This is a genomic window from Waltera acetigignens (genome assembly GCF_025567015.1).
GTDB classification, from domain to species: Bacteria; Bacillota; Clostridia; order Lachnospirales; family Lachnospiraceae; genus Acetatifactor; species Acetatifactor acetigignens.
In genome coordinates, this window is sequence record NZ_JAOQJO010000010.1 from 96,651 (window position 1) to 116,822 (window position 20,172).

The window sequence follows — 20,172 nt, forward strand, 5'->3', positions numbered from 1 at the left end:
AAAAAGTTTTTTAAACAAGAAACTGTTGTGTGCTTAAGTTTTTGTTTTGTTTGTTTGTTTCTATGGTTATAGTATATGAAACAGAAATGTCCAAAACGTGTTATGGAATTGAAGATTCCTTGAAGGATTTGTAAACAAAATATGAACAACGGCCTATTTTGCGAATGGGGTTCTGAATAGCTGCAATAGCTGCGGTCTTACGGTTCCAGCATTGACTTCACATAATCCTTCGGTGACAGCCTCGTATATTTCTTAAAGATCTGGCTGAAATACTGGGGATTATTGCCGAAACCGACCATTTCCGCTACCGCATAGGGAGATTCTTCTGAGTGCTCCAGTAAAAGTTTTTTCGCCTCCTGAATGCGGAGCTCTGTTACATAGGCGGAAAATTTGCTGCCAGTCTGTTTGACGAACATTTTGCTGACATAATCCGGATTCATAAAAAGATAATTTTCCGAGATCCATTTCAGTGAAAGGTTGCTGTCACTCAGATGCTCTCCGATGTACTTTATGACCTTTTCCACACAGTCTGTGTATTTGTGCTGCGGTTCCACAGAGAAGATCGAGGTCATGATCTGCTCCGCAGATGGAATCAGGTCATTCATGGTGACACAGACGTTGACTGCCATGAGACTGTCTGTGGTCTGCAGTTTGCTGAGCGGGTAATATTCCTTCTTGGAGGCCTCCATTACCAGACGGATCATCTGGGTCTTGGCCAGATCCACATCCTGTTCCCCGGATAATTCTGTGAAAAATCTTCTCTGCAAAAGTTTTTCCGGTGGCATTTCCGTGAGGAACAGCTGTGTCAGCAGGGAATCTACCCGGGAAGCAGTCTTGCTTTTACAGGTTTCCACACAGGATACGATGACCTGCGTGATCTCTGTTTCATTGGAAGGCTTTAACAGATAGTGTTTCACACCATAGCGCATGGCGGTCCGTGCAAATTCAAATTCACCATATCCTGAGAGGATGATAAACTCTGTGTTCAACTGGGCAGCACGGACCTTTTCAATCAGATCCAGCCCGGATAAACCGGGCATCTTGATATCTGTCATGACAATATCCGGGTATTCATCCAGAATACAGTCAAAGGCTTCAATACCGTCTTTGCAGACAGCAGCCACATCAATTCCCAGAGAATTCCAGTCGATCAGGGAATGGATCGTTTCACGTATGATCTTCTCATCATCCACGATAATCATCTTTAACATAAGGTATCTCCATTTTTACTACAGCAAAATCATTTTCGTTATAGAAGTGCAGCCCGTATTGCTGGCCGAACATCAGCTGGATGCGTTCTTCAATATTTAACAACGCAATGCCCAGACCCTGTTCCTGAATCTTATGTGTCCGGAGATTCTCCAATAAATCATCGGGGAATTCAGATCCGCTGTTTTTCACATAAATCTGTATCAGCCCCTGGGAATACACACAGGTGAGATTGATGATACATTCATCCGTGATCTGCTCCAGTGCATAGTGTACGGCATTTTCCAACAACGGCTGAATGGAAAGCTTGGGAACCTGTGCATCCAGACAAGCATCCGGAATGCTTTCCGTAAAATTCAGACGGTTGTCAAAACGAAGCTGCTGTATAGTCATATAATAATGTATAATATCAAGTTCCTGCTTCAACGTAAAGCGTTCTTTTTTGTTCAGCGTCATCCGCAGGAAATGACCCAGGGAGTCTGCAATCTGTGATATTTCCGGCTCTCCGATGGCCTTGGCCCGCCAGTTGATGGCATCCAGCGTGTTATACAGAAAATGCGGATTCATCTGGGATTCCAGACTTTTTAACTGCGCATCTTTAGCCAGCAGCTGTTGACGGTAATTTTCAACAACCAGTGTCTGGATCCGCTCTGCCATATGTGTAAATTGCCTGTGCAGAATACCAATCTCATCGGTACGATCATTATAATCATAAGGAATCTCTGCCAGTACGGTGGAGTCTTCACCGAACCGCTGCATACGGTAGAGCAGCAGATCAAAATGTCTGGTGATCTTACGTACGATCAGGTGGACGATCAAAATGGAGCACAGGAAACCGCAGAACAGGATCAATACATATAGAAATGCAGTCATCTGCTGGGATTTTGCCACTTCGTCATAAGAGATCAGATGCAGATAATTCCATTCATTGATGTCCATGGTGCCGCGGATGGCAAAATATTTTCTGCCATTCAGGGTGACAACAGCATAACTTTTGATTTTATCATTGATTTTCTGTACTTCCTCTGTATCCAATTCCGGAGAAGAGAACAGCAGCTGGTCTTTCTCATAGATGATCCAGTAGGAACCTTTATATTCATTGCTGATCTTGGACATTTCCGTTACCAGATCTCCCAGATTTACATTGATGATCAATGTTCCGAGATTATCCAGTCGTAAGTTCTTGATCTTTTTGATCTCCCGGACAAGAAATATACCGTGGTCTTCCGCATGGGAAGTTACCCATACCGGGGAGCCTTCCCCGGCCTCTGCCAGAGCTATCAGTTCTTTAGTCAGATCCGCATCCGGCCGACAGGCAATATTTTCATTGGTATAAGTGATGAATCTGGGGCAGGAAATTGCCGCCATTTTCAGGTAGGGCTGGCGGTATTCCAGGTAGTGTTTCTGTAAAGCAGAATAAATATCAGAGTAATAATGTACAGCATAGTCTTCCTGGGGCTGGTAGATTTCATCCAGTGTTGATTGGACTGTAGAATCTGAACGGACGATATTGGTCATGGTCACCAGATCCTCCAGCCGGTTAGTAAATTCATAGGAGACTAACGACGAGGAAGACTGCATGGACTGATACAGCAGCTTATGATAACGCGATGTAATAATGGAAAAGGCAGCTACCAGGAAAAAGAACAGAAAGAGAAGGTCAATCCCTATGGTAGAGAGCAGTAACTTGGTTTCTAACTTCTGATTTGCTATTTTTCTCGAGATATTCTTATTAAAAAATGACATGATATACAAGCCTCCATCAGTTCTTTATTGATTATATACACAACATGCACATGTTTTCAACAATGATATCGGTTTTTTGGTGCAAATAGACGGAAAAGTATATTCCTGGAAAAAATAAGAACTGTTATAATTAGAACATCAAAAAGAAGTAAATCCATAGCGGATTTACCTTTCGATACCAAAAGGAGGGTTATATTAATGAAAAAGAGAGTTTTATCCCTGTTAATGGCATCCGCCATGATCGTCGGACTGACTGCATGTGGTTCTTCCAATGAACCCGCAGCTACCGCTTCCACCGACAGCGGTAATACCGCAACCACGACTGCTGACAACAGCGGAAGTGCAGCGGCCGGAAATGTATCCATGACATTCACCTGGTGGGGCAACCAGACCAGAAATGAACGTACACAGGCAGCCCTGGATCTGTATTCTGAGCAGAATCCCGGTGTAACCTTTGATACACAGCCTGCAGAGTGGAATGATTACTGGACCAAGCTGTCCACCCTGGCAGCAGGTAATTCCCTTCCCGAGTGCCTGCAGATGGACTATTCCTATCTGGCACAGTATGTAGCAGCAGATCTGCTGGTAGACCTGACACCTTATGTAGAAGATGGTACGCTGGATGTATCTAATGTATCTCAGGGTATTCTGGATGCGGGTTCCATTGACGGTAAGTTATATGCAGTCTGTGCAGGAATGAATGCACCTTCCCTGTTCTACAACAAGACCTTGCTTGACAGCCTTGGAATCACTGTAAAAGATAACATGACAATTGATGAGTTCGAGGCAGTGGCACGTGAGGTTTATGAGAAGTCCGGTGTTAAGACTGATCTTCCTTACAGTGCAGGTGACAACTATCTGCCCTATGCAATGCGTTCTCATGATGTGGTGAAGCTGTTCAATGAGGATTCCCTCAATGTAACAGATGCAGCAAGTCTGGTACCGGGCTTCCAGATTTATGAAGATGGTGTCAAGGACGGATGGATCATCGGCGCAGATGTTCACGCTGAACTGACTTCCAACTCTGTAGAGCAGAGTCCTCTGGTATACTTCTCCTCCGAAGCAACCCAGTCCTGGTGCGGATTCTTCTGGTCCAACCAGCTGTCTGCTATGGTAGCGGCCGCTCCCGAAGGCATGGAGATCGGCATCACCACATGGCCTTCCGAGAACCCTCAGAAGTCTAACTTCTTAAAGCCCAGCCAGTTCTTTGCAGTATCCAGAGATGCCGGCGAGAATGAGGCAGAAGCTGTTAAGGTTGTAAACTATCTGTTGAACTCTGAAGATGCTAACAAGATCCTTCTTGGTGAGAGAGGTGTGCCTGCTTCTTCCGTAGTAGCATCCGCCATCGCTCCTCTGCAGGATGAGACTGCACAGGTGGTTACCAAGTATGTAAATGACGTAGTAACTCCCAACTGCTCCGCTATCAGCCCTGCGATCCCTGATGGAGCAAATGAAGTATATGATTACTACAACCAGCTGGTTGATAAGATCCTCTATGGTCAGATGACCGCACAGGAGGCAGCAGAAGATCTGTTCAAGATGGGCAACCAGATCATGTCCAGATAAGCTGTCTGAACTTACATAAGTAATAACAATCTTACAACATTTTTTAGAATGACAAAATGGGTACTGTGGAAGCATCCGCAGTACCCATTCTGAAAAAAGGCTGCTTCTATGAATGCTGCAGCAACGGAGGTAACGTTATGAAGACAACAAAGCACATGACTATCCGTCAGAAGCTGAATACGGAAAAGGCTGCAGGTATCGTATGTACTATGCCATTTATCGTTGGATTTCTGGCGTTTATGATTATTCCCATGTGTATATCGCTGTACTATTCCTTCTGCGATTACAACATTTTACAGCCCCCTACATTTACCGGCTGGGCGAACTTTAAGAGAATGTTTTCCGATGCAACGTTTTATCAGTCGCTGGTGGTAACTTTCAAATTTGCCATCATTTCGGTTCCGTTACGACTGATCTTCGCATTGATCGTTGCGCTGCTTTTATTTAAGAGTACGAAAATGACAGGCGTTTACCGTGCACTGTATTATCTGCCTTCCATTATCGGCGGATCTGTAGCAGTAGCAATCCTCTGGAAGAGACTGTTTGCGGTAGACGGACTTGTAAATAAACTTTTGATGGTGTTCGGAATGAAAGAGCCGGTAGCCTGGCTGGGAGATACCAGAACCGCAATCTGGACTCTGATCATTCTGGCAGTATGGCAGTTCGGTTCTTCCATGCTGATCTTCCTGTCTGCATTGAAACAGATTCCTGTCAGCCTTTATGAAGCGGCAAGAGTGGATGGTGCCAACGGATGGCAGCAGTTCTGGAAGATCACACTGAAGCTTCTGACCCCCACGATCCATTTTAACCTGGTAATGCAGATGATCAACGGCTTCCTGGCATTCACACAGTGCCTGATCATCACACAGGGTAAACCCATGAACTCTACTCTGTTTTACACGGTATACATGTACCAGCAGTCCTTCCTCTTCGGAAGTACCGGCTACGGCGCAGCACTGGCATGGATCATGTTGGCATTGATCGCATTTATTACATGGATCCTGTTTGCAACCAAAAAACTGTGGGTATACGATGGCGGTTTATAGAATCGGAAAGGTACGCCGCAATGCGTAAGTGGGTGTTATTATGAAAAGAAAAAAGACAATCAGTAATATTATATATCATGTTTTAGTATGTGCTTTCGGACTGGTAATGATTTACCCTCTGGTATGGATGGTAATGAGCTCCTTTAAGGATACGAACACCATCTTCACTACGGCCACCAGTCTGATCCCGGAGAAGTTCACATTACAGAACTATGTGAACGGCTGGAAGGGTTTTGCCAAAGTAGGATTCGGCACCTTCTTTAAGAACTCCCTGTTTATCTCCATTACCGCCACCATTGGAACCGTACTTTCTTCCTCTGTGGTAGCCTATGGATTTGCCAGATGCAAATTCCCCGGCAGAAAGCTTCTCTTCGCAGCAATGCTGGCATCTATGATGCTGCCGGCACAGGTACTGATGATCCCTCAGTATCTCTGGTATCAGAAGCTGAACTGGGTTGGAACCAATCTGCCGCTGATCGTGCCTTATTGCTTTGCTATTCAGGGTTTCTTCGTTTATATGATGACAAACTTTATTGAAGGCATTCCCAGAGAGCTGGATGAGGCAGCAAAGATTGACGGCTGCTCCTATTATACCATTTTCACCAAGATCATCTTCCCGCTGATGGTTCCTACCATGATCACCGGATGTATCTTCTCCTTTATGTGGAGATGGGATGATTTCCTTGGAGCATTATTGTATGTCAACAAGACAGAGAAATATCCTGTCAGCCTGGCACTGAAAATGTTCTGTGACCCCAGTTCTTCTTCCGACTACGGTGCTATGTTCGCTATGGCAACCTTGTCTATTCTGCCTGCAGTATTGATCTTCTTCTGCCTGCAGAGATATCTGGTAGAAGGAATTTCAACTTCCGGCCTGAAGGGCTAAGAGAGGAGCAGAGAGATGATATACGATGTATTGGAATACGGTGCAAAAGGTGATGGCGTGACGAATGACGCTGCAGCCATCCAGAAGGCGATTGATGCCTGCAGCCAGGCTGGCGGCGGTAAGGTCCTGTTACAGGGAGGACATGTCTTCCGGAGCGGAACTATTTTTCTGAAATCAAATGTAGAATTTCATCTGGAGATGGGGGCTGTCCTGAAAGCCAGTGACCATCTGGAAGATTTCGATATGTTGAAAGTGGGAACGCCGCAGATCAGTAAGGTAGATACTCCGACCTACAATGCCTGTGATTACAATGGAAAACCGACGCTGAATTTTGTATACAGCAAGGATGCCGAAAATGTGGCCATCACCGGATTTGGTAAGATTGACGGCAACGAGAAGATATTCTATGGAAAAGTGACCAAATGGCATATTGACGGATATTTTTATCCAAGAGTACCTTTGCTGTTCCTGGAAAATGTAAGGCATCTGACCATCCAGCAGGTAACCCTGACCGGCAGTGCATTCTGGACCACTCATCTGGTGGGATGTAAGGAAGTATTGATTGAGGGAATCCGTATTATTAATAATCTGCGTCTGGCTAACTGCGATGGCATTGATCCGGATCACTGCAGTAATGTGAGAATCTCCAACTGTCATATTGAATGCGCAGATGACTGTATTGTATTTAAGAATACGGCGGCTGCCATGGAATATGGTCCCTGCGAAAATATTGTAGTGGATAACTGTACCATGATCTCCACCAGTGCCGCTATCAAGTTCGGCACGGAGAGTGAAGCACCTTTCCGGAATATTTCCGTGACCAACTGTAGTATCCAGCGCACCAACCGTGCTATTTCCCTGCAGTTACGTGATAAAGGCTGTATAGAAAATGTCACATTCTCCAATCTGAATATTGATACCCGCCTGTTCTCCAAGGTACATTGGTGGGGCGAGGCAGAACCCATTACCATCACTGCGGTGAAGAGAAATACGGAGACGAATGTGGGATATATCCGGAATGTCCGTTTCCAGAATATCAACTGTGTCGGAGAGAATGGCATCCTGATCTATGGTGACGATTCGAAAAATATCCGGGATATCACATTTGACGGTATTCATGTCCAACTGGAGAAGAAGACGGACTGGCCGAAGAATTGCCATGATCTGCGTCCCAATGAGGGGAATGTGATCCTGGAGGATTCTCTCAGAGTGCTGTATGCCCGCAATGCGGAAAATATCCATTTCCGGAATTTCTCCTATGAGATTACTGAGGACATGAAGGGCGAAGTGCAAGATCCTATTTTTATTGAAAACTGTGAAAATGTGGAATACTGATCCATAGATATGAAAGCTATGGACATAAAAAGACCTCCGGAGATCAGAGAACATCTGACTTCCGGAGGTTATTTCTTGAAATCTTATCGATCCAGCTTGTTGGGTTCGGGATAGGTCTCGCCGAAGGTATCTACGGTAACACTTTCCATTACCTGGTCCTCCAGGGGACGATCGCTGTAATCGGTAGGGGTCTCAGCAATCTTATTTACCACATCCATACCCTCAATGACTTTACCGAAAGCGGCATAAGAGCCATCCAGATGAGGACTTGTCTTGTGCATGATGAAGAACTGGCTGCCTGCGGAATCGGGATGCATAGCTCTTGCCATAGACAGAACGCCTTCGGTATGTTTCAGATCATTGGTCACGCCGTTAGCAGCGAATTCACCCTTGATGCTGTAGCCGGGGCCGCCCATACCGGTGCCATCGGGACATCCGCCCTGGATCATGAAACCGCGGATGACACGGTGGAAGATCAGACCATCATAGAAATGCTTGCTGATCAGGCTGATAAAATTGTTAACGGATTCAGGTGCAACTTCGGGATAAAGCTCGCATTTGATCACACCGCCATCCTTCATGGTAATAGTAACAATAGGATTCTTTGCCATAATAATTTCCTTTCTTTCTTGACAGAAATAGAATAAAATGATGTCGGGGTCAAAAGCCCCCGACTTTGATGCCTACGAATTGCTTCGTGCTACGCACTCTCACAATTATACCCAATATTCGCATATCGTGGGATTATCATCCCACTTTTATGCTCATATCGGAGCGGGTCCTAAGGTCTTTCACCCACCTATGAGCAAGCTCATGTGGGCTTAGACCTTTTGACCCTGGCATCATAAAATATAAATATTATTGTAATGGATTCCCGGGGAAACGTAAAGAGGAGAATTGCTGCAGATGGATTTTTTGAAGCAGGTGTCAATAGAAATATATCCGGAAGGTGCATCGGACGAGGAACGAAAAAGCTACAGTAAAAAATATGGTGCGCAGATGCACGCCCTGCTGGATGCGATTCGCAGACAGAGACAGGAAAGAGAATTTTCCCAACAAAGAAACGGGTCGGGAAAAGAGTGCTTCGAAGAGAAAAGCGTCCGGGATAGCATGATGTCCGGGTATGAAAGCGGGCAGGGAAAACTCTGGATCGTAGATAACGGTATACGTGCACAGGAACTCTTGGAGCAGGGCTGCCCGGTGCTTGTCTGGCTCCATGAGGACAACGGGGATCAGGATTTTAGCGGTGTCCGTTATGCCTGTGAAAATATCAGTGAACTGGATTTTGATTATCTGGAGAAGGTCTATCGCAGATACGTGGGCATTCCCTGGGAGATTCTGACCACGGAGAGGTGTCTCATCCGGGAGACCGGTGCGGAGGATCTGGATGCCCTTTATGAGATTTATGCGGATCCTTCTGTGACGAAGTACACAGAAGGACTCTATCCGGAGCGGGCGAAAGAAGAGGCCTATCTGAAGGATTATACGGAAAATATGTATTATTTTTATAATTACGGCGTCTGGACGATCTGTGACCGGATGACCGGACAGGTGATCGGCAGAGCGGGATTCTCCAACCGCGAGGGTTACGAGGATCCGGAGCTGGGCTTCGTCATCGGTGTCCCGTGGCAGCGGCAGGGGTATGCCACGGAAGTATGCAAGGCATTATTAAAATACGGGAAAGAAGAATTGGGATTTGAGCGAGTGCAGATGTTAGTGATGCCAGAGAACGAAATATCCCTGCACCTTGCGGAAAGACTGGGATTTTCCCAACTGGATCAAGTCACCTGGGAAGGAACTTGCTATGAGCGACTTCTTATGGAACTGTAAAAATATAAAGAAAATATAAAAAACATGTTGACACTCTAAAACCACGGTGCTATACTCTCAACATAGCAAAGGCGCTACAGAATAAAACTGTAGCGCCCTTTTTGTTATGGCGACGAGGAAAGTAAACATCGTGCTGGCACGAATGGTCACTTGACGACCGCTAATCATACCGGGATGTATATCCCGGGTATTGTCCGACAGTATCACAACGCGCGTGGCCGGACAAAAATAGCGTATGGGTATGTGGAAAACAGTTTAACTGCTATACCCTAAGGATGCGATGCAATGGGGCTTCGAAGGATGAGACCATAGTATCGCATATTTTTTTACACCGGTGAAGTATGGTGGAAGATATTTCACGAAGAGTGAGGAGGAAAATGTTATGACAGAAGAAATCTTAAGTGCAGTAGACGGTCAATTATTTGCAGTCTGGTTTCTGATCGGTGCGGCCCTGGTGTTCTGGATGCAGGCAGGATTCGCAATGGTGGAGACCGGATTTACCAGAGCCAAAAATGCCGGTAATATTCTGATGAAGAATCTGATGGATTTCTGTATCGGTACTGTAGTATTTATTTTGATTGGCTTTGGATTGTTACTTGGTGAAGATGTAGTAGGTCTGATCGGCAAGCCGGGACTGGACATCTTTACTGCCTATGAGAATTTTGATTATTCCAATTTTGTATTTAATCTGGTGTTCTGTGCTACCACAGCTACCATCGTATCCGGCGCTATGGCAGAGAGAACCAAGTTCTTATCCTATTGTATTTATTCCGGTGTGATCTCCGCATTGATCTATCCCATTGAAGCTCACTGGATCTGGGGCGGCGGCTGGCTTTCACAGCTTGGCTTCCATGATTTCGCAGGTTCCTGTGCAATTCACATGGTAGGTGGTATTTCCGCACTGATCGGAGCAAAACTGTTAGGACCCCGTATCGGTAAGTTTGATAAGGATAAGAGTGGTAAGATCGTAAAAGTAAATGCATTTCCCGGACATAACCTTCCGATTGGATGCCTTGGTGTATTTATCCTGTGGCTTGGCTGGTACGGATTCAATGGTGCTGCTTGTACTTCTGTAGAGCAGTTAGGTTCTGTATTCCTTACCACTACCGTAGCTCCCGCAATCGCAACTGTAGTATGTATGGTATTTACCTGGATCAAATATGGCAAACCTGATGTATCCATGTGTTTGAATGCATCTCTGGCAGGTCTGGTAGCGATTACCGCTCCTTGTGATGTGACGGATTGCTTCGGTGCTATCGTGATCGGTGCAGTAGCAGGACTTCTGGTAGTATTTGGTGTATGGCTTCTGGATTATAAGCTTCATATTGACGACCCTGTAGGTGCTGTTGCAGTACATTGCATGAATGGTATCTGGGGTACTATCGCAACCGGTTTATTTGCAACCACTTCCGCACCCGGCAATGACAGTGTGGTAGGCCTGTTCTATGGCGGTGGCTTCAGGCAGCTTGGTTTGCAACTGTTAGGTTTTGTAAGTGTGGCGGCATGGACTGCAGTAACTATTACCATTGCTTTCCTGATCATCAAGGCTACCGTAGGCTTACGTGTATCTGAGGAAGAAGAGATTGTTGGTCTGGACTCCTGTGAGCATGGTCTTCCTTCCGCATATGCAGGCTTCAGCATTATGGATATTTCCAACACTATGACCATGGAGGTAAATGAAAATACCAGCCTTGGCGTAAGTGATTATGACACAGCTTCCGCAGCCATGAAGGAAGCGGCAGTAAAGGTAGAGACAGCTCCGGCAGCAATTCCTGCAACCGGAATCTACAAAGTAGTGGTTATTGCAAAGCTTGCCCGGTTCGAGGTACTGAAGAAGGCTCTGAACGATCTGGGTGTAACCGGTATGACCATGACACAGGTCATGGGCTGTGGCGTACAGAAGGGTGCCGGCGAGATGTATCGTGGTGTTGAAATGGATGCGACCCTGCTGCCTAAGGTGAAGGTAGAAGTTATTGTCAGCAAGATTCCCGTAAGCGCAGTCATCGATGCTGCCAAGAAGGCTCTGTACACCGGACATATCGGCGATGGCAAGATCTTCGTATACAACGTTGACAAAGTAGTAAAGGTTCGTACCGGCGAAGAAGACTTCGCAGCTCTGCAAGACGTGGAGTAATAATGCCAGGGTTATAATCCCTAAGACACGACGTGCCTGCACGGGAGTGGCTTGCCCCTAACTTAGCTTTTATCTAATCCCTCAATTTGGTATATACAGGGCTGTGCCCGGATGCTGCGACTCATCCGGGTGCAGACAGGATCCCCGGGTGCTTCCACCACCCGGGGTTTTTCCTGACTTCCGATGTGGATAAGATTACCCTCTTGAAAAGGTTTTGTGGAAATGATACTATCATCGTAGAAGTATAGATTTTCAAAGGGCATATTAATATGGAAGCAAATACAGAGAAAACACAAAAGCAGACAGAAAATGTTATAGAGAAAGAGAACAAGATCGTAACGGGAGTCATCTGGCAGCAGCTGCTCCTGTTCTTTTTCCCTATTTTGTTCGGGACCTTTTTTCAACAATTATATAATGCTGCAGATGCGGTGATCGTAGGGCGCTTTGTCGGAAAAGAAGCTCTGTCGGCGGTAGGTGGGGGCACCGGTACGCTGATCCAGCTGCTGGTGGGATTTTTCGTGGGATTGTCCAGCGGTGCCACAGTCATTATTTCCCAATATTATGGGGCAAAACGTGCCGAGATGGTAGGCTATGCCGTGCATACCTCCATTGCGTTCAGTCTGGTGGCGGGAGTCGGCATGATGATCGTGGGTATTACGGCGGCACCATGGGCACTGCGCGCGATGTCTACACCTGAGGATATTTTGGGACCGTCGACAACCTATATCCGAATCTATTTTCTGGGCGTTATCGGGAATCTGATCTACAATATGGGCGCAGGTATCCTGCGGGCTGTGGGGGATTCCAAGAGACCGCTATATTTCCTGATCGTCAGCTGCCTGACGAATATTGTGCTGGATATTGCATTTGTCATCGGACTGCATAGGGGTGTGGCTGGAGCCGCACTGGCGACCATTCTGTCGCAGGCACTCAGTGCGGTACTGGTATTGTGGGTGCTGATGCGGACGAAGGATATGCATCGTCTGGAACTGAGAAAGATCCGTTTTGATGGAAGAATGTTCCGCAGGATCATCCGGATCGGACTTCCGGCGGGATTGCAGTCGGTGATGTATACATCGTCCAATATTCTGATCCAGTCCAGCGTTAACGAACTGGGAACGGATACGGTAGCGGCATGGACAGCCTACAGCAAGATTGACAGCCTGTTCTGGATGATCGTCAATGCCTTTGGCATATCGATCACTACCTTTGTGGGGCAGAATTATGGTGCGGGGAAAATGGATCGTGTACACAAGGGAGTCCGTACCTGTATGGGGATTACAGCCGGGGCAACCGTACTGTTGTCCGTGATCCTCTATAATTATGCATCGATCTGTTATCAACTGTTTACCACAGATGCACAGGTGGTAGTGATCGGAGAACAGATTCTGCATTTTTTGGTACCTACATATTTTACCTATATTGCCATTGAGATTTTGTCCGGTACTCTGCGCGGTATCGGCGACAGCTGGCTTCCCATGATCATATGCTGCCTGGGGATCTGCGCACTGCGCGTGGTATGGATCCTGACAGCCGTACCTCTGAAAAATGACATTCTCACCATTGTATTCAGCTATCCGCTGACCTGGACGGTGACCAGTATTGCTTTTATTGTGTATTACCTGTTTTTCAGCCGGCTGAAGATCGTGGGACGTAAGAGATAATTCGTAAGATATTGCACTTTATTCTATAAAATTCGCATAGAAACGGGATGAAAATAAATTTATAATAATGTGTAACTATTCAGAGCCATGCAAAACTGTGTTCTGCGAATGCTTGCATTCAGGCAGATAAGCAGTTTTATATGGCGAAGTAACCTCATGAGCAAAAAGGAAGCCTCGCAGAGGCGGTTTTGCGAATGGGGTCTGAATAGTTACAATAATGTCAATAATTTTCTTTCGGAAAAAGGAGGTATTTAAATGTATCAGGCAGATGAGAAAAGATATGAAGAAATGAAATACAACCGCTGTGGTGCCAGTGGATTGCAGCTTCCGGCAGTCTCTCTGGGATTATGGCACAATTTCGGCTCCAATGGGAATTTTGATAATATGCAGGACATGTGCCACACAGCATTTGACCATGGCATTACACATTTTGATCTGGCAAATAATTATGGACCGGTACCGGGCAGCGCTGAGGAGAATTTTGGACGGATCCTTGCAAAAGGACTGGGAAGGTATCGTGATGAACTGATCATTTCCACGAAGGCCGGTTATGATATGTGGCCCGGCCCTTATGGCAACTGGGGCAGCAAAAAGTATCTGGTAGCCAGCCTGGATCAGAGCCTGAAGCGCATGGGACTGGATTATGTGGATATCTTCTACCATCACAGACCGGATCCAAATACACCGTTGGAGGAGACCGTTCGTGCACTGGATGGCATTGTCAGATCCGGTAAGGCATTGTATGTGGGAATTTCCAATTACAATAAAGAACAGACCATTGCAGCGGCAGAACTGTTCAAGGAATTGGGCACACCGTTTATTATCAACCAGAGAAAATATTCCATGTTTGTAAGAGATATTGAGAAGGATGGTCTGAAAGATTACGCGGCAGCTCACGGCATCGGTATCATTACCTTCAGCCCTCTGGCACAGGGACTTCTGACCGACCGTTATCTCCACGGTATTCCCGAGGACAGCCGTGTCCGTACCGACGGCAGGTTCCTGAAAGAAGCGGCGATCGTGGAAGAGACATTGAAGAAGGTACGTGCACTGAACGATCTGGCAGCCCAGAGAGGACAGACCCTGGCACAGATGGCACTTTCGTGGATCTTAAGGGATGGGGATATTACCAGTGTTCTGATCGGAGCATCTAAGCCCTCACAGATCTTGGATAATATCGGTATTGTACATGCAACCGCATTCAGTGAAGAAGAGAGACGCAGAATTGAGGAGATTCTGGCATAAAAAAGCCGGTGCCTGCAAGAATATTGCAGACACCGGCCTTTATGTTATCTTCCGTAGAAAATCTGTGCGATCGGGGAATCCGGAGACAGGATCACCGTCTTATTATCGCCGGTCATGGAAGCCTTCAGTGCATCCAGGCTTCTGACGAAGGAATAGAAATCCTGTTTGGATTCATCGGAATAAGCTTCTGACAGAATTCTCATGTATTCCGCTTCGCCCTCGGCAATAAGAATCTCCGCATTTTTATTGGCCTCCGACAGGAGAACATTGACTTCCTTATCTGTGGTATTGCGGATTTTCTGTGCCTCAGAGCTTCCCTCTGCGGTATAGGTTGCGGAGATGTTTTCACGTTCGGAGATCATACGCTCGTACACAGCGGCTTTGTTGTCACTGGGCAGATCCAGCTGTTTGGTTTCGAAGGAGAGCAATTCAATACCGTATTGCTCAGTGGTGTTCCCAATGTTTTTCATAATGGCTGCAGCCAGCTCTCCGTCACGCCCGGAGATGACGTCGTTCTGGGTCGTACTGCTTATGATATTTTTCGTAGAGTTATATACGATGGTGTCCAGACGGCTCTCTGCGTTGGAGATGGAGGAGTTCAGGGTCTGGGCAAATTTCAGAGGATCATTGATCTGCCATAAAATGTAACTGTCACAGATCATGGTCTTCTTGTCACTGGTGATGACATCGGAGGAAGACAGATCATAGAGCAGGATCTCCTTCGGAAGCTTATCGACGCTCTGTACAAAAGGAATCTTAAAGGTAACACCTGCAGAACTCACTACATGGTCTACTTTACCGAACTGTCGGATCAGACTGTATTCGTTTTCGTTGGTAACGACAATGCTGGAGGATCCGATGATCAACAATGCCAGTACTAATAGAATCAGAGATATATTTTTCACTTTTTTCATATTTATAAAACTGCCTTTCTGTAGACAATGGTTATTGTGCAGCTTCAGAGGTGCTGCTCTCCGAAGAAGCGGAAGCGGTACCTGTGAAGGATTCCAAAGGATAGAAGGTCTGTGTATTGCCGTTGGGGCTTTCGATGACAACCTTAAGGTCAGGCAGTACTTCTTCCATGGTCTCGTAGAACATACGCTGTTTGGTGACGGTCGGGTTCTTGATATATTCCTCGTACATAGCGTTAAAACGCGCAACCTGTGCAGTAGCCTCATTGATGCGCTCGGCCTTTTGCGCCTCAGCGTCTTTGATGATACCGTCGGCCTGTGCCTGCGCCAGAGGAAGCTGTTCATTGCGGTACTTATTGGCATTGTTCAGGGCAGTTTCTTTTCCCTGCTTGGCGGTTTCCACGGCCTTGAAAGCTTCCATGACTTCGGAGGTAGGCGGCTCGGAATCCTGGATTGTGATATTTACCAGTTGGATACCGATATCCTGTTCGCTCAGACGCTCCAGAATCATTTCTTTAATAGCGGCCTGAATCTCATTTTTTCCGGTAGTCAGGACATCGTCCACCGGATAACTGCCGATCACGGTACGGATACAGCTCTGGCTGATGTTACGCAGGATCAGTACGGGATCCTTGGATGCATAGACAGCTTTTACCGGGTCACTGAAACGATACTCTACGAAGAAATCGACGTTGACAAAATTATAGTCGGAAGTGATCATGAGAGAATCATCGGTTTCCGAAGAATTGGAATCTACATCATATCCCAGGGAAAATCCCTGAATGGTGGTATTTACTTTACGAACCTGCTGGATGAATGGTATCTTAAAATGAAGTCCGGGATCCGTTACCGCTTTGGCCTGGCCTAAAGTGATCAGAACCGCCTGCTCCTGTTCACGGATCTGGTAAGTGGAATTAAAAGCAAAAATAGCGATTACCAGAATCACAAGAATGATGCCGGGGACTTTCCACCAGCTTTTTTTCGTTTTTGCTGCTTCCGCGGTGCCGGAACCTAAATCTTCAAAGCCGTTCTGGCGATTACGGAAGGAGTTGAATTTTTTCATAAATATGCTCCCTTCTCATTGTAATTCGTTTATTGGTTGTATATTTTACTATATTAAAGGATGAATGAAAGGAAGGCAATGGAAAATTCTGCACGATAAAGAGGGTTAATGCCGGATTCTTATCAGTTGCAAAATTGTTCCAGTCGTAATATGATGAAAACATGTGGGATGAAAATTATCATATTTTAAAACCACAACAGAAATTACAGTAGAAAAGGATGGAAAAGATGAAAGTATATACTTGTTTTCCCGGCGGAAAAGCCAAAGCTCTGACCATGAGTTATGATGATGGTAAGTTACAGGATAAGCGGCTGATCGGTATTTTTAATAAATACGGGATCAAGGCAACCTTCAACCTGAATTACGGACAGGTCGGAGAGCGGCCCCGTATGACCTTCGAGGAAATGGAAGGATTATACGACGGTCATGAGATCGCAACTCATACCATGACCCATCCCACCATTGAGAGATGCCCACTGGTGGAAGTCGCAGAGGAACTGTTGGAAGACCGGAAAGGTCTGGAGAAATGGACCGGCCGGATCATCAGAGGACATGCATATCCCAACGGTTCTTACAGTGAAGAGATCAAACAGCTGTACCGTCAGTTGGGCGTGGCTTATGCCAGAGTGGTAGAGACGGTTCCGGATTTTGCACTGCCAAAGGATCCGTTGGAGTGGCATGCTACCTGCCATCATAATGATCCGAAGCTGATGGAGTACGCGGAATTTTTCGCCGATTTCAAGAAGAGCCAGTACCTGAAGCTGATGTATGTCTGGGGGCACAGCTACGAGTTCGATAATAATGACAACTGGGATGTGATCGAGAACTTCTGTAAATACATGGGCGGCAGAGACGACATCTGGTACGCCACCAACATCGAGATCATTGATTATATGGATGCAGCGAAACGTTTACAGTTCTCTGCGGATTACGAAAAGGTATATAACCCCAATGCCTGCAGCGTATGGCTGCAGTTAAACAGTGACAAGTGCGTGGAGATCGAGGGCGGAACCCTGGTGGATCTGAATACATTGCTGTAAAAAGTTAAGCCGGATAGCGATGACTGTCCGGCAGGTGTGCTGGAGAATACACTGATGAAAACCATAAAACTTGCGGACAGACAGTAAGAAAGATAGGATAGTAAAGACCGGATGGTGAGCTTATTTTTTGATAAGTTGTCGTGCAATTTATTAGAATGGAATTTTTGAAAGAGCCAGCACCTTGAATGGGCTGTCTCTTTCAATGTCACCTGTAATTGACAAACTTGAATTTATATAATTATTCCTCTAACTTTCCCCATTTTACAGGCTTTCCCGCCTGTCCATTAGTGAAATGATATGTAGTTTCCCTTATTTTTGCCCTTATGAGATAATCACAAGGGAAATAAGGGAAATTTTTTAGTCATTGCCCACCACTTTATCAAGAAGCCGAACTGATTTTCGTTTCGCATCTCTTGTGGAGTGAGCATAGACGTTCATTGTGGTACTGACATCTGAGTGTCCCAACAATTCCTGCACATCTTTTGGGGCAGCTCCATTTGCTAAAAGGTTGCTTGTATAGGTGTGACGTAACTGGTGGAAATGAAAGCCTTCAAATCCCTCTAATGTTTTTGCCACCTTTCTGCAAACAGTCCCCAAAGTAGTTGGAAGTTCCAAACAACCATCCGGTCTTAAACAGACGAAAGAAATTTCTTTATAATCTGTCGGGACTTCCTCTGTTCTGTCTAAACAATAATATTCGTAGTACACTCTGTTTTTCTCTTTGACCTCTTTGTAGTAGTTCGTGTGATAAAGTTCTCCGTACTGCATTCGATTTTTTAACTGCTCTTTCCGGGCATTACGGAAAATCTCTACCAGTGTATCTCCAAAATCAACAACCCTTACTTTTTTCCGCTTGGTTGGTCCGATGATATATTTGCGCTTTGAGCCATCATATCGGATGCTGCGTCTTATGGTAAGGCATTGTTCTTCCAGATTTACGTCCTGCCATGCCAAACCGCAGGCTTCTCCAATACGAAGCCCGGCATAATAGGCTATCTGGATTGGAAGTATTGCGGCTGGGTTCTTTTTTTGCAGATAAGCAAGCAATCTTTCATAATCTTCTCGTGAAATTGGTTGGACATTTCCGTCCATATCCTCATCGGAAAACAAATCCACTTCATCCGTCTGATACCGCAGTTTAATATACTGCATGGGATTGAACGTAATATACTGCTTTGGAAATACTGCAAAACGGAAGGACTGCTGCATGACTGCGGAAAAAGAATGGATATAATCTTTGCTGTAACCCTTTCTCTCTTTTCCGTCGGGATGAACTCCCCCGAAGGAAAGCAAATCGAAGAAGGATTGCAAATGTTCAGAGGTTACATTTTTCAGTTTCCGTTCTGCCAATGGGTGTTTCTTGATATTTCGGATTGTTCCGAGGTAATTCTCCACCGTACCATTGCTGAGCGTACCTGTTTTTAATTCCTCCTCTGCCCACACATCCAAAAGCTGTCCGACTGTGAGATTTTCCGCTTTGGCAACAAATTTCTTTTTCTCATAATCATCCATTGCCTGACGGAGCAGCTTTTCAGTTTCACTTTTGCTTTCTGTTCCAACGCATTCTTTCTGAACAAGATTGCCGCTTGCGTCCTCTACATAGAAGCGGTAGTACCATTTCTTTCCTTTTTTTCTTACAGATCCTTTTGCCATAATCGTATGTCTCCTTTCGATATTAGACAATCGGAACTGATGAAATGCTTCGTGCGTGTAAGTATATCATAACTCCGGTTGTCTTACTATACCGATTCGGAATCTTCGTATAAGACTTCTGATAAAAGATTTGCAAGCCTTTGTTCTGCTGTTTTTGGTTTCTTGGAATAGAGCCTTACAACGTCTGCCATCTCATTAAAAGCATTGATGGTGTGAGTGATTTCCCTTAAGAACATAATCTCATTATATTCATCATTCGATTCAAACCCTATTGTTTTGGCAATATCCGTCTGACCAGCATTCCCCTTGAAGTTTTTGCAGGCGAACTGGAAGGAATCCAAAAACAGACCATATTGTTTTAACATCAGCAGTAATAAATCTTTTGAAAAAGCATCTTCTTCTTTGGTAAGGGCAAGCGGTAACTGTTCCAGAATATCTCCCATCGCATCACGAATCTGTAACTCTCTCTTATCCGTAATGTCGGTTTCATATTCATCTGTTTCCCCTTTGAGCCATTCCACAGATACATGGAGTGCTTCCGAAAGACCTTCCAGCACCATTTTTTTCGTATTGTCAATCGAACCATTCTCATAACGCAGGATTGTAGAAGCGGTAACACCCATCTTTTCTGCGACATAAGGCTGTGTCAGATTCAATTCCAGACGGCGCTGTTTTACTCTGCTGCCTATCAGCTTGCGTAGTTCTTTATCTTTCATGCTGACTGCCTCCTTTTTCGGTATGTATGAATTATAGCATTGTTTTTCTGTAATTGCAATATGCAACTTAAAAATTATTTTTAATATTTCGCAACGCTTGACAAAAAGATATGAAAAGGATATACTTA

General features: G+C 45.5%; 16 protein-coding genes. 9 read left to right on the plus strand and 7 right to left on the minus strand.

The annotated features are described in order from the left end of the window. Positions 1 to 197 precede the first annotated feature (197 nt). Together OCV96_RS10720 and OCV96_RS10725 are read right to left on the minus strand one after the other, a co-directional pair. The gene (locus OCV96_RS10720) at positions 198 to 1,211 is read right to left on the minus strand and encodes a response regulator transcription factor (RefSeq protein WP_022313105.1); all 1,014 of its coding nucleotides are present in this window, start codon (positions 1,209 to 1,211) and stop codon (positions 198 to 200) included. Further along, on the minus strand, positions 1,186 to 2,955 hold the full coding sequence (locus OCV96_RS10725; protein ID WP_118539902.1) for a sensor histidine kinase: 1,770 nt from the start codon (positions 2,953 to 2,955) through the stop codon (positions 1,186 to 1,188). The genes OCV96_RS10720 and OCV96_RS10725 overlap by 26 nt, the downstream gene beginning before the upstream one ends. 198 nt (positions 2,956 to 3,153) lie before the next feature. Between OCV96_RS10725 and OCV96_RS10730 the strand changes: the two genes are divergently transcribed. The 4 genes from OCV96_RS10730 to OCV96_RS10745 all read left to right on the plus strand — a co-directional run bounded on the left by OCV96_RS10730 (position 3,154) and on the right by OCV96_RS10745 (position 7,788). Further along, on the plus strand, positions 3,154 to 4,521 hold the full coding sequence (locus OCV96_RS10730) for an ABC transporter substrate-binding protein (protein WP_117465128.1): 1,368 nt from the start codon (positions 3,154 to 3,156) through the stop codon (positions 4,519 to 4,521). A gap of 137 nt (positions 4,522 to 4,658) precedes the next feature. Beyond that, positions 4,659 to 5,567: a carbohydrate ABC transporter permease gene (locus OCV96_RS10735; protein WP_022313101.1), complete on the plus strand. Its 909-nt coding sequence runs from the start codon at positions 4,659 to 4,661 to the stop codon at positions 5,565 to 5,567. A 40-nt stretch (positions 5,568 to 5,607) separates the two neighbouring features. Next, the gene (locus tag OCV96_RS10740) at positions 5,608 to 6,453 is read left to right on the plus strand and encodes a carbohydrate ABC transporter permease (RefSeq protein WP_117465130.1); all 846 of its coding nucleotides are present in this window, start codon (positions 5,608 to 5,610) and stop codon (positions 6,451 to 6,453) included. 15 nt (positions 6,454 to 6,468) lie between these two features. After that, positions 6,469 to 7,788 (plus strand): glycoside hydrolase family 28 protein, encoded by a 1,320-nt coding sequence (locus OCV96_RS10745; RefSeq protein ID WP_317239299.1) that lies wholly within the window; start codon positions 6,469 to 6,471, stop codon positions 7,786 to 7,788. Between the two features lie 83 nt (positions 7,789 to 7,871). Here OCV96_RS10745 and OCV96_RS10750 read toward each other — a convergent pair whose 3' ends face one another. Then, the gene (locus tag OCV96_RS10750; RefSeq protein ID WP_262594510.1) at positions 7,872 to 8,399 is read right to left on the minus strand and encodes a peptidylprolyl isomerase; all 528 of its coding nucleotides are present in this window, start codon (positions 8,397 to 8,399) and stop codon (positions 7,872 to 7,874) included. Between the two features lie 295 nt (positions 8,400 to 8,694). Here OCV96_RS10750 and OCV96_RS10755 point away from each other — a divergent pair, with 295 nt between their 5' ends. From OCV96_RS10755 to OCV96_RS10770, 4 genes are all read left to right on the plus strand, one after another. Continuing rightward, entirely contained in the window at positions 8,695 to 9,618 is a 924-nt protein-coding gene (locus OCV96_RS10755; protein ID WP_262594512.1) for a GNAT family N-acetyltransferase, read from the plus strand. Positions 9,619 to 10,000: 382 nt separating this feature from the next. Next, the gene (locus tag OCV96_RS10760) at positions 10,001 to 11,752 is read left to right on the plus strand and encodes an ammonium transporter (protein WP_118668593.1); all 1,752 of its coding nucleotides are present in this window, start codon (positions 10,001 to 10,003) and stop codon (positions 11,750 to 11,752) included. Between the two features lie 269 nt (positions 11,753 to 12,021). Beyond that, the gene (locus OCV96_RS10765) at positions 12,022 to 13,416 is read left to right on the plus strand and encodes an MATE family efflux transporter (RefSeq protein WP_227063976.1); all 1,395 of its coding nucleotides are present in this window, start codon (positions 12,022 to 12,024) and stop codon (positions 13,414 to 13,416) included. Between the two features lie 255 nt (positions 13,417 to 13,671). Continuing rightward, positions 13,672 to 14,661: an aldo/keto reductase gene (locus OCV96_RS10770; protein WP_022312343.1), complete on the plus strand. Its 990-nt coding sequence runs from the start codon at positions 13,672 to 13,674 to the stop codon at positions 14,659 to 14,661. A 44-nt stretch (positions 14,662 to 14,705) separates the two neighbouring features. Here OCV96_RS10770 and hflC read toward each other — a convergent pair whose 3' ends face one another. Next, the gene (gene hflC, locus OCV96_RS10775; protein ID WP_022312342.1) at positions 14,706 to 15,575 is read right to left on the minus strand and encodes a protease modulator HflC; all 870 of its coding nucleotides are present in this window, start codon (positions 15,573 to 15,575) and stop codon (positions 14,706 to 14,708) included. 31 nt (positions 15,576 to 15,606) lie between these two features. Beyond that, positions 15,607 to 16,635 carry an FtsH protease activity modulator HflK gene (gene hflK, locus OCV96_RS10780; protein ID WP_117465136.1) on the minus strand — a complete coding sequence of 343 codons (1,029 nt, stop codon included), beginning with the start codon at positions 16,633 to 16,635 and terminating at the stop codon, positions 15,607 to 15,609. A 227-nt stretch (positions 16,636 to 16,862) separates the two neighbouring features. Here hflK and OCV96_RS10785 point away from each other — a divergent pair, with 227 nt between their 5' ends. Further along, positions 16,863 to 17,675, plus strand: coding sequence for a polysaccharide deacetylase family protein (locus OCV96_RS10785; RefSeq protein WP_117465137.1), 813 nt, complete (start codon positions 16,863 to 16,865; stop codon positions 17,673 to 17,675). 357 nt (positions 17,676 to 18,032) lie between these two features. On the opposite strand, the gene OCV96_RS10790 is transcribed toward OCV96_RS10785, so the two are convergent. Together OCV96_RS10790 and OCV96_RS10795 are read right to left on the minus strand one after the other, a co-directional pair. Continuing rightward, entirely contained in the window at positions 18,033 to 19,328 is a 1,296-nt protein-coding gene (locus tag OCV96_RS10790; RefSeq protein WP_005608354.1) for a tyrosine-type recombinase/integrase, read from the minus strand. Positions 19,329 to 19,414: 86 nt separating this feature from the next. Next, positions 19,415 to 20,044: a helix-turn-helix domain-containing protein gene (locus tag OCV96_RS10795; protein ID WP_005608353.1), complete on the minus strand. Its 630-nt coding sequence runs from the start codon at positions 20,042 to 20,044 to the stop codon at positions 19,415 to 19,417. Positions 20,045 to 20,172: the final 128 nt, after the last annotated feature.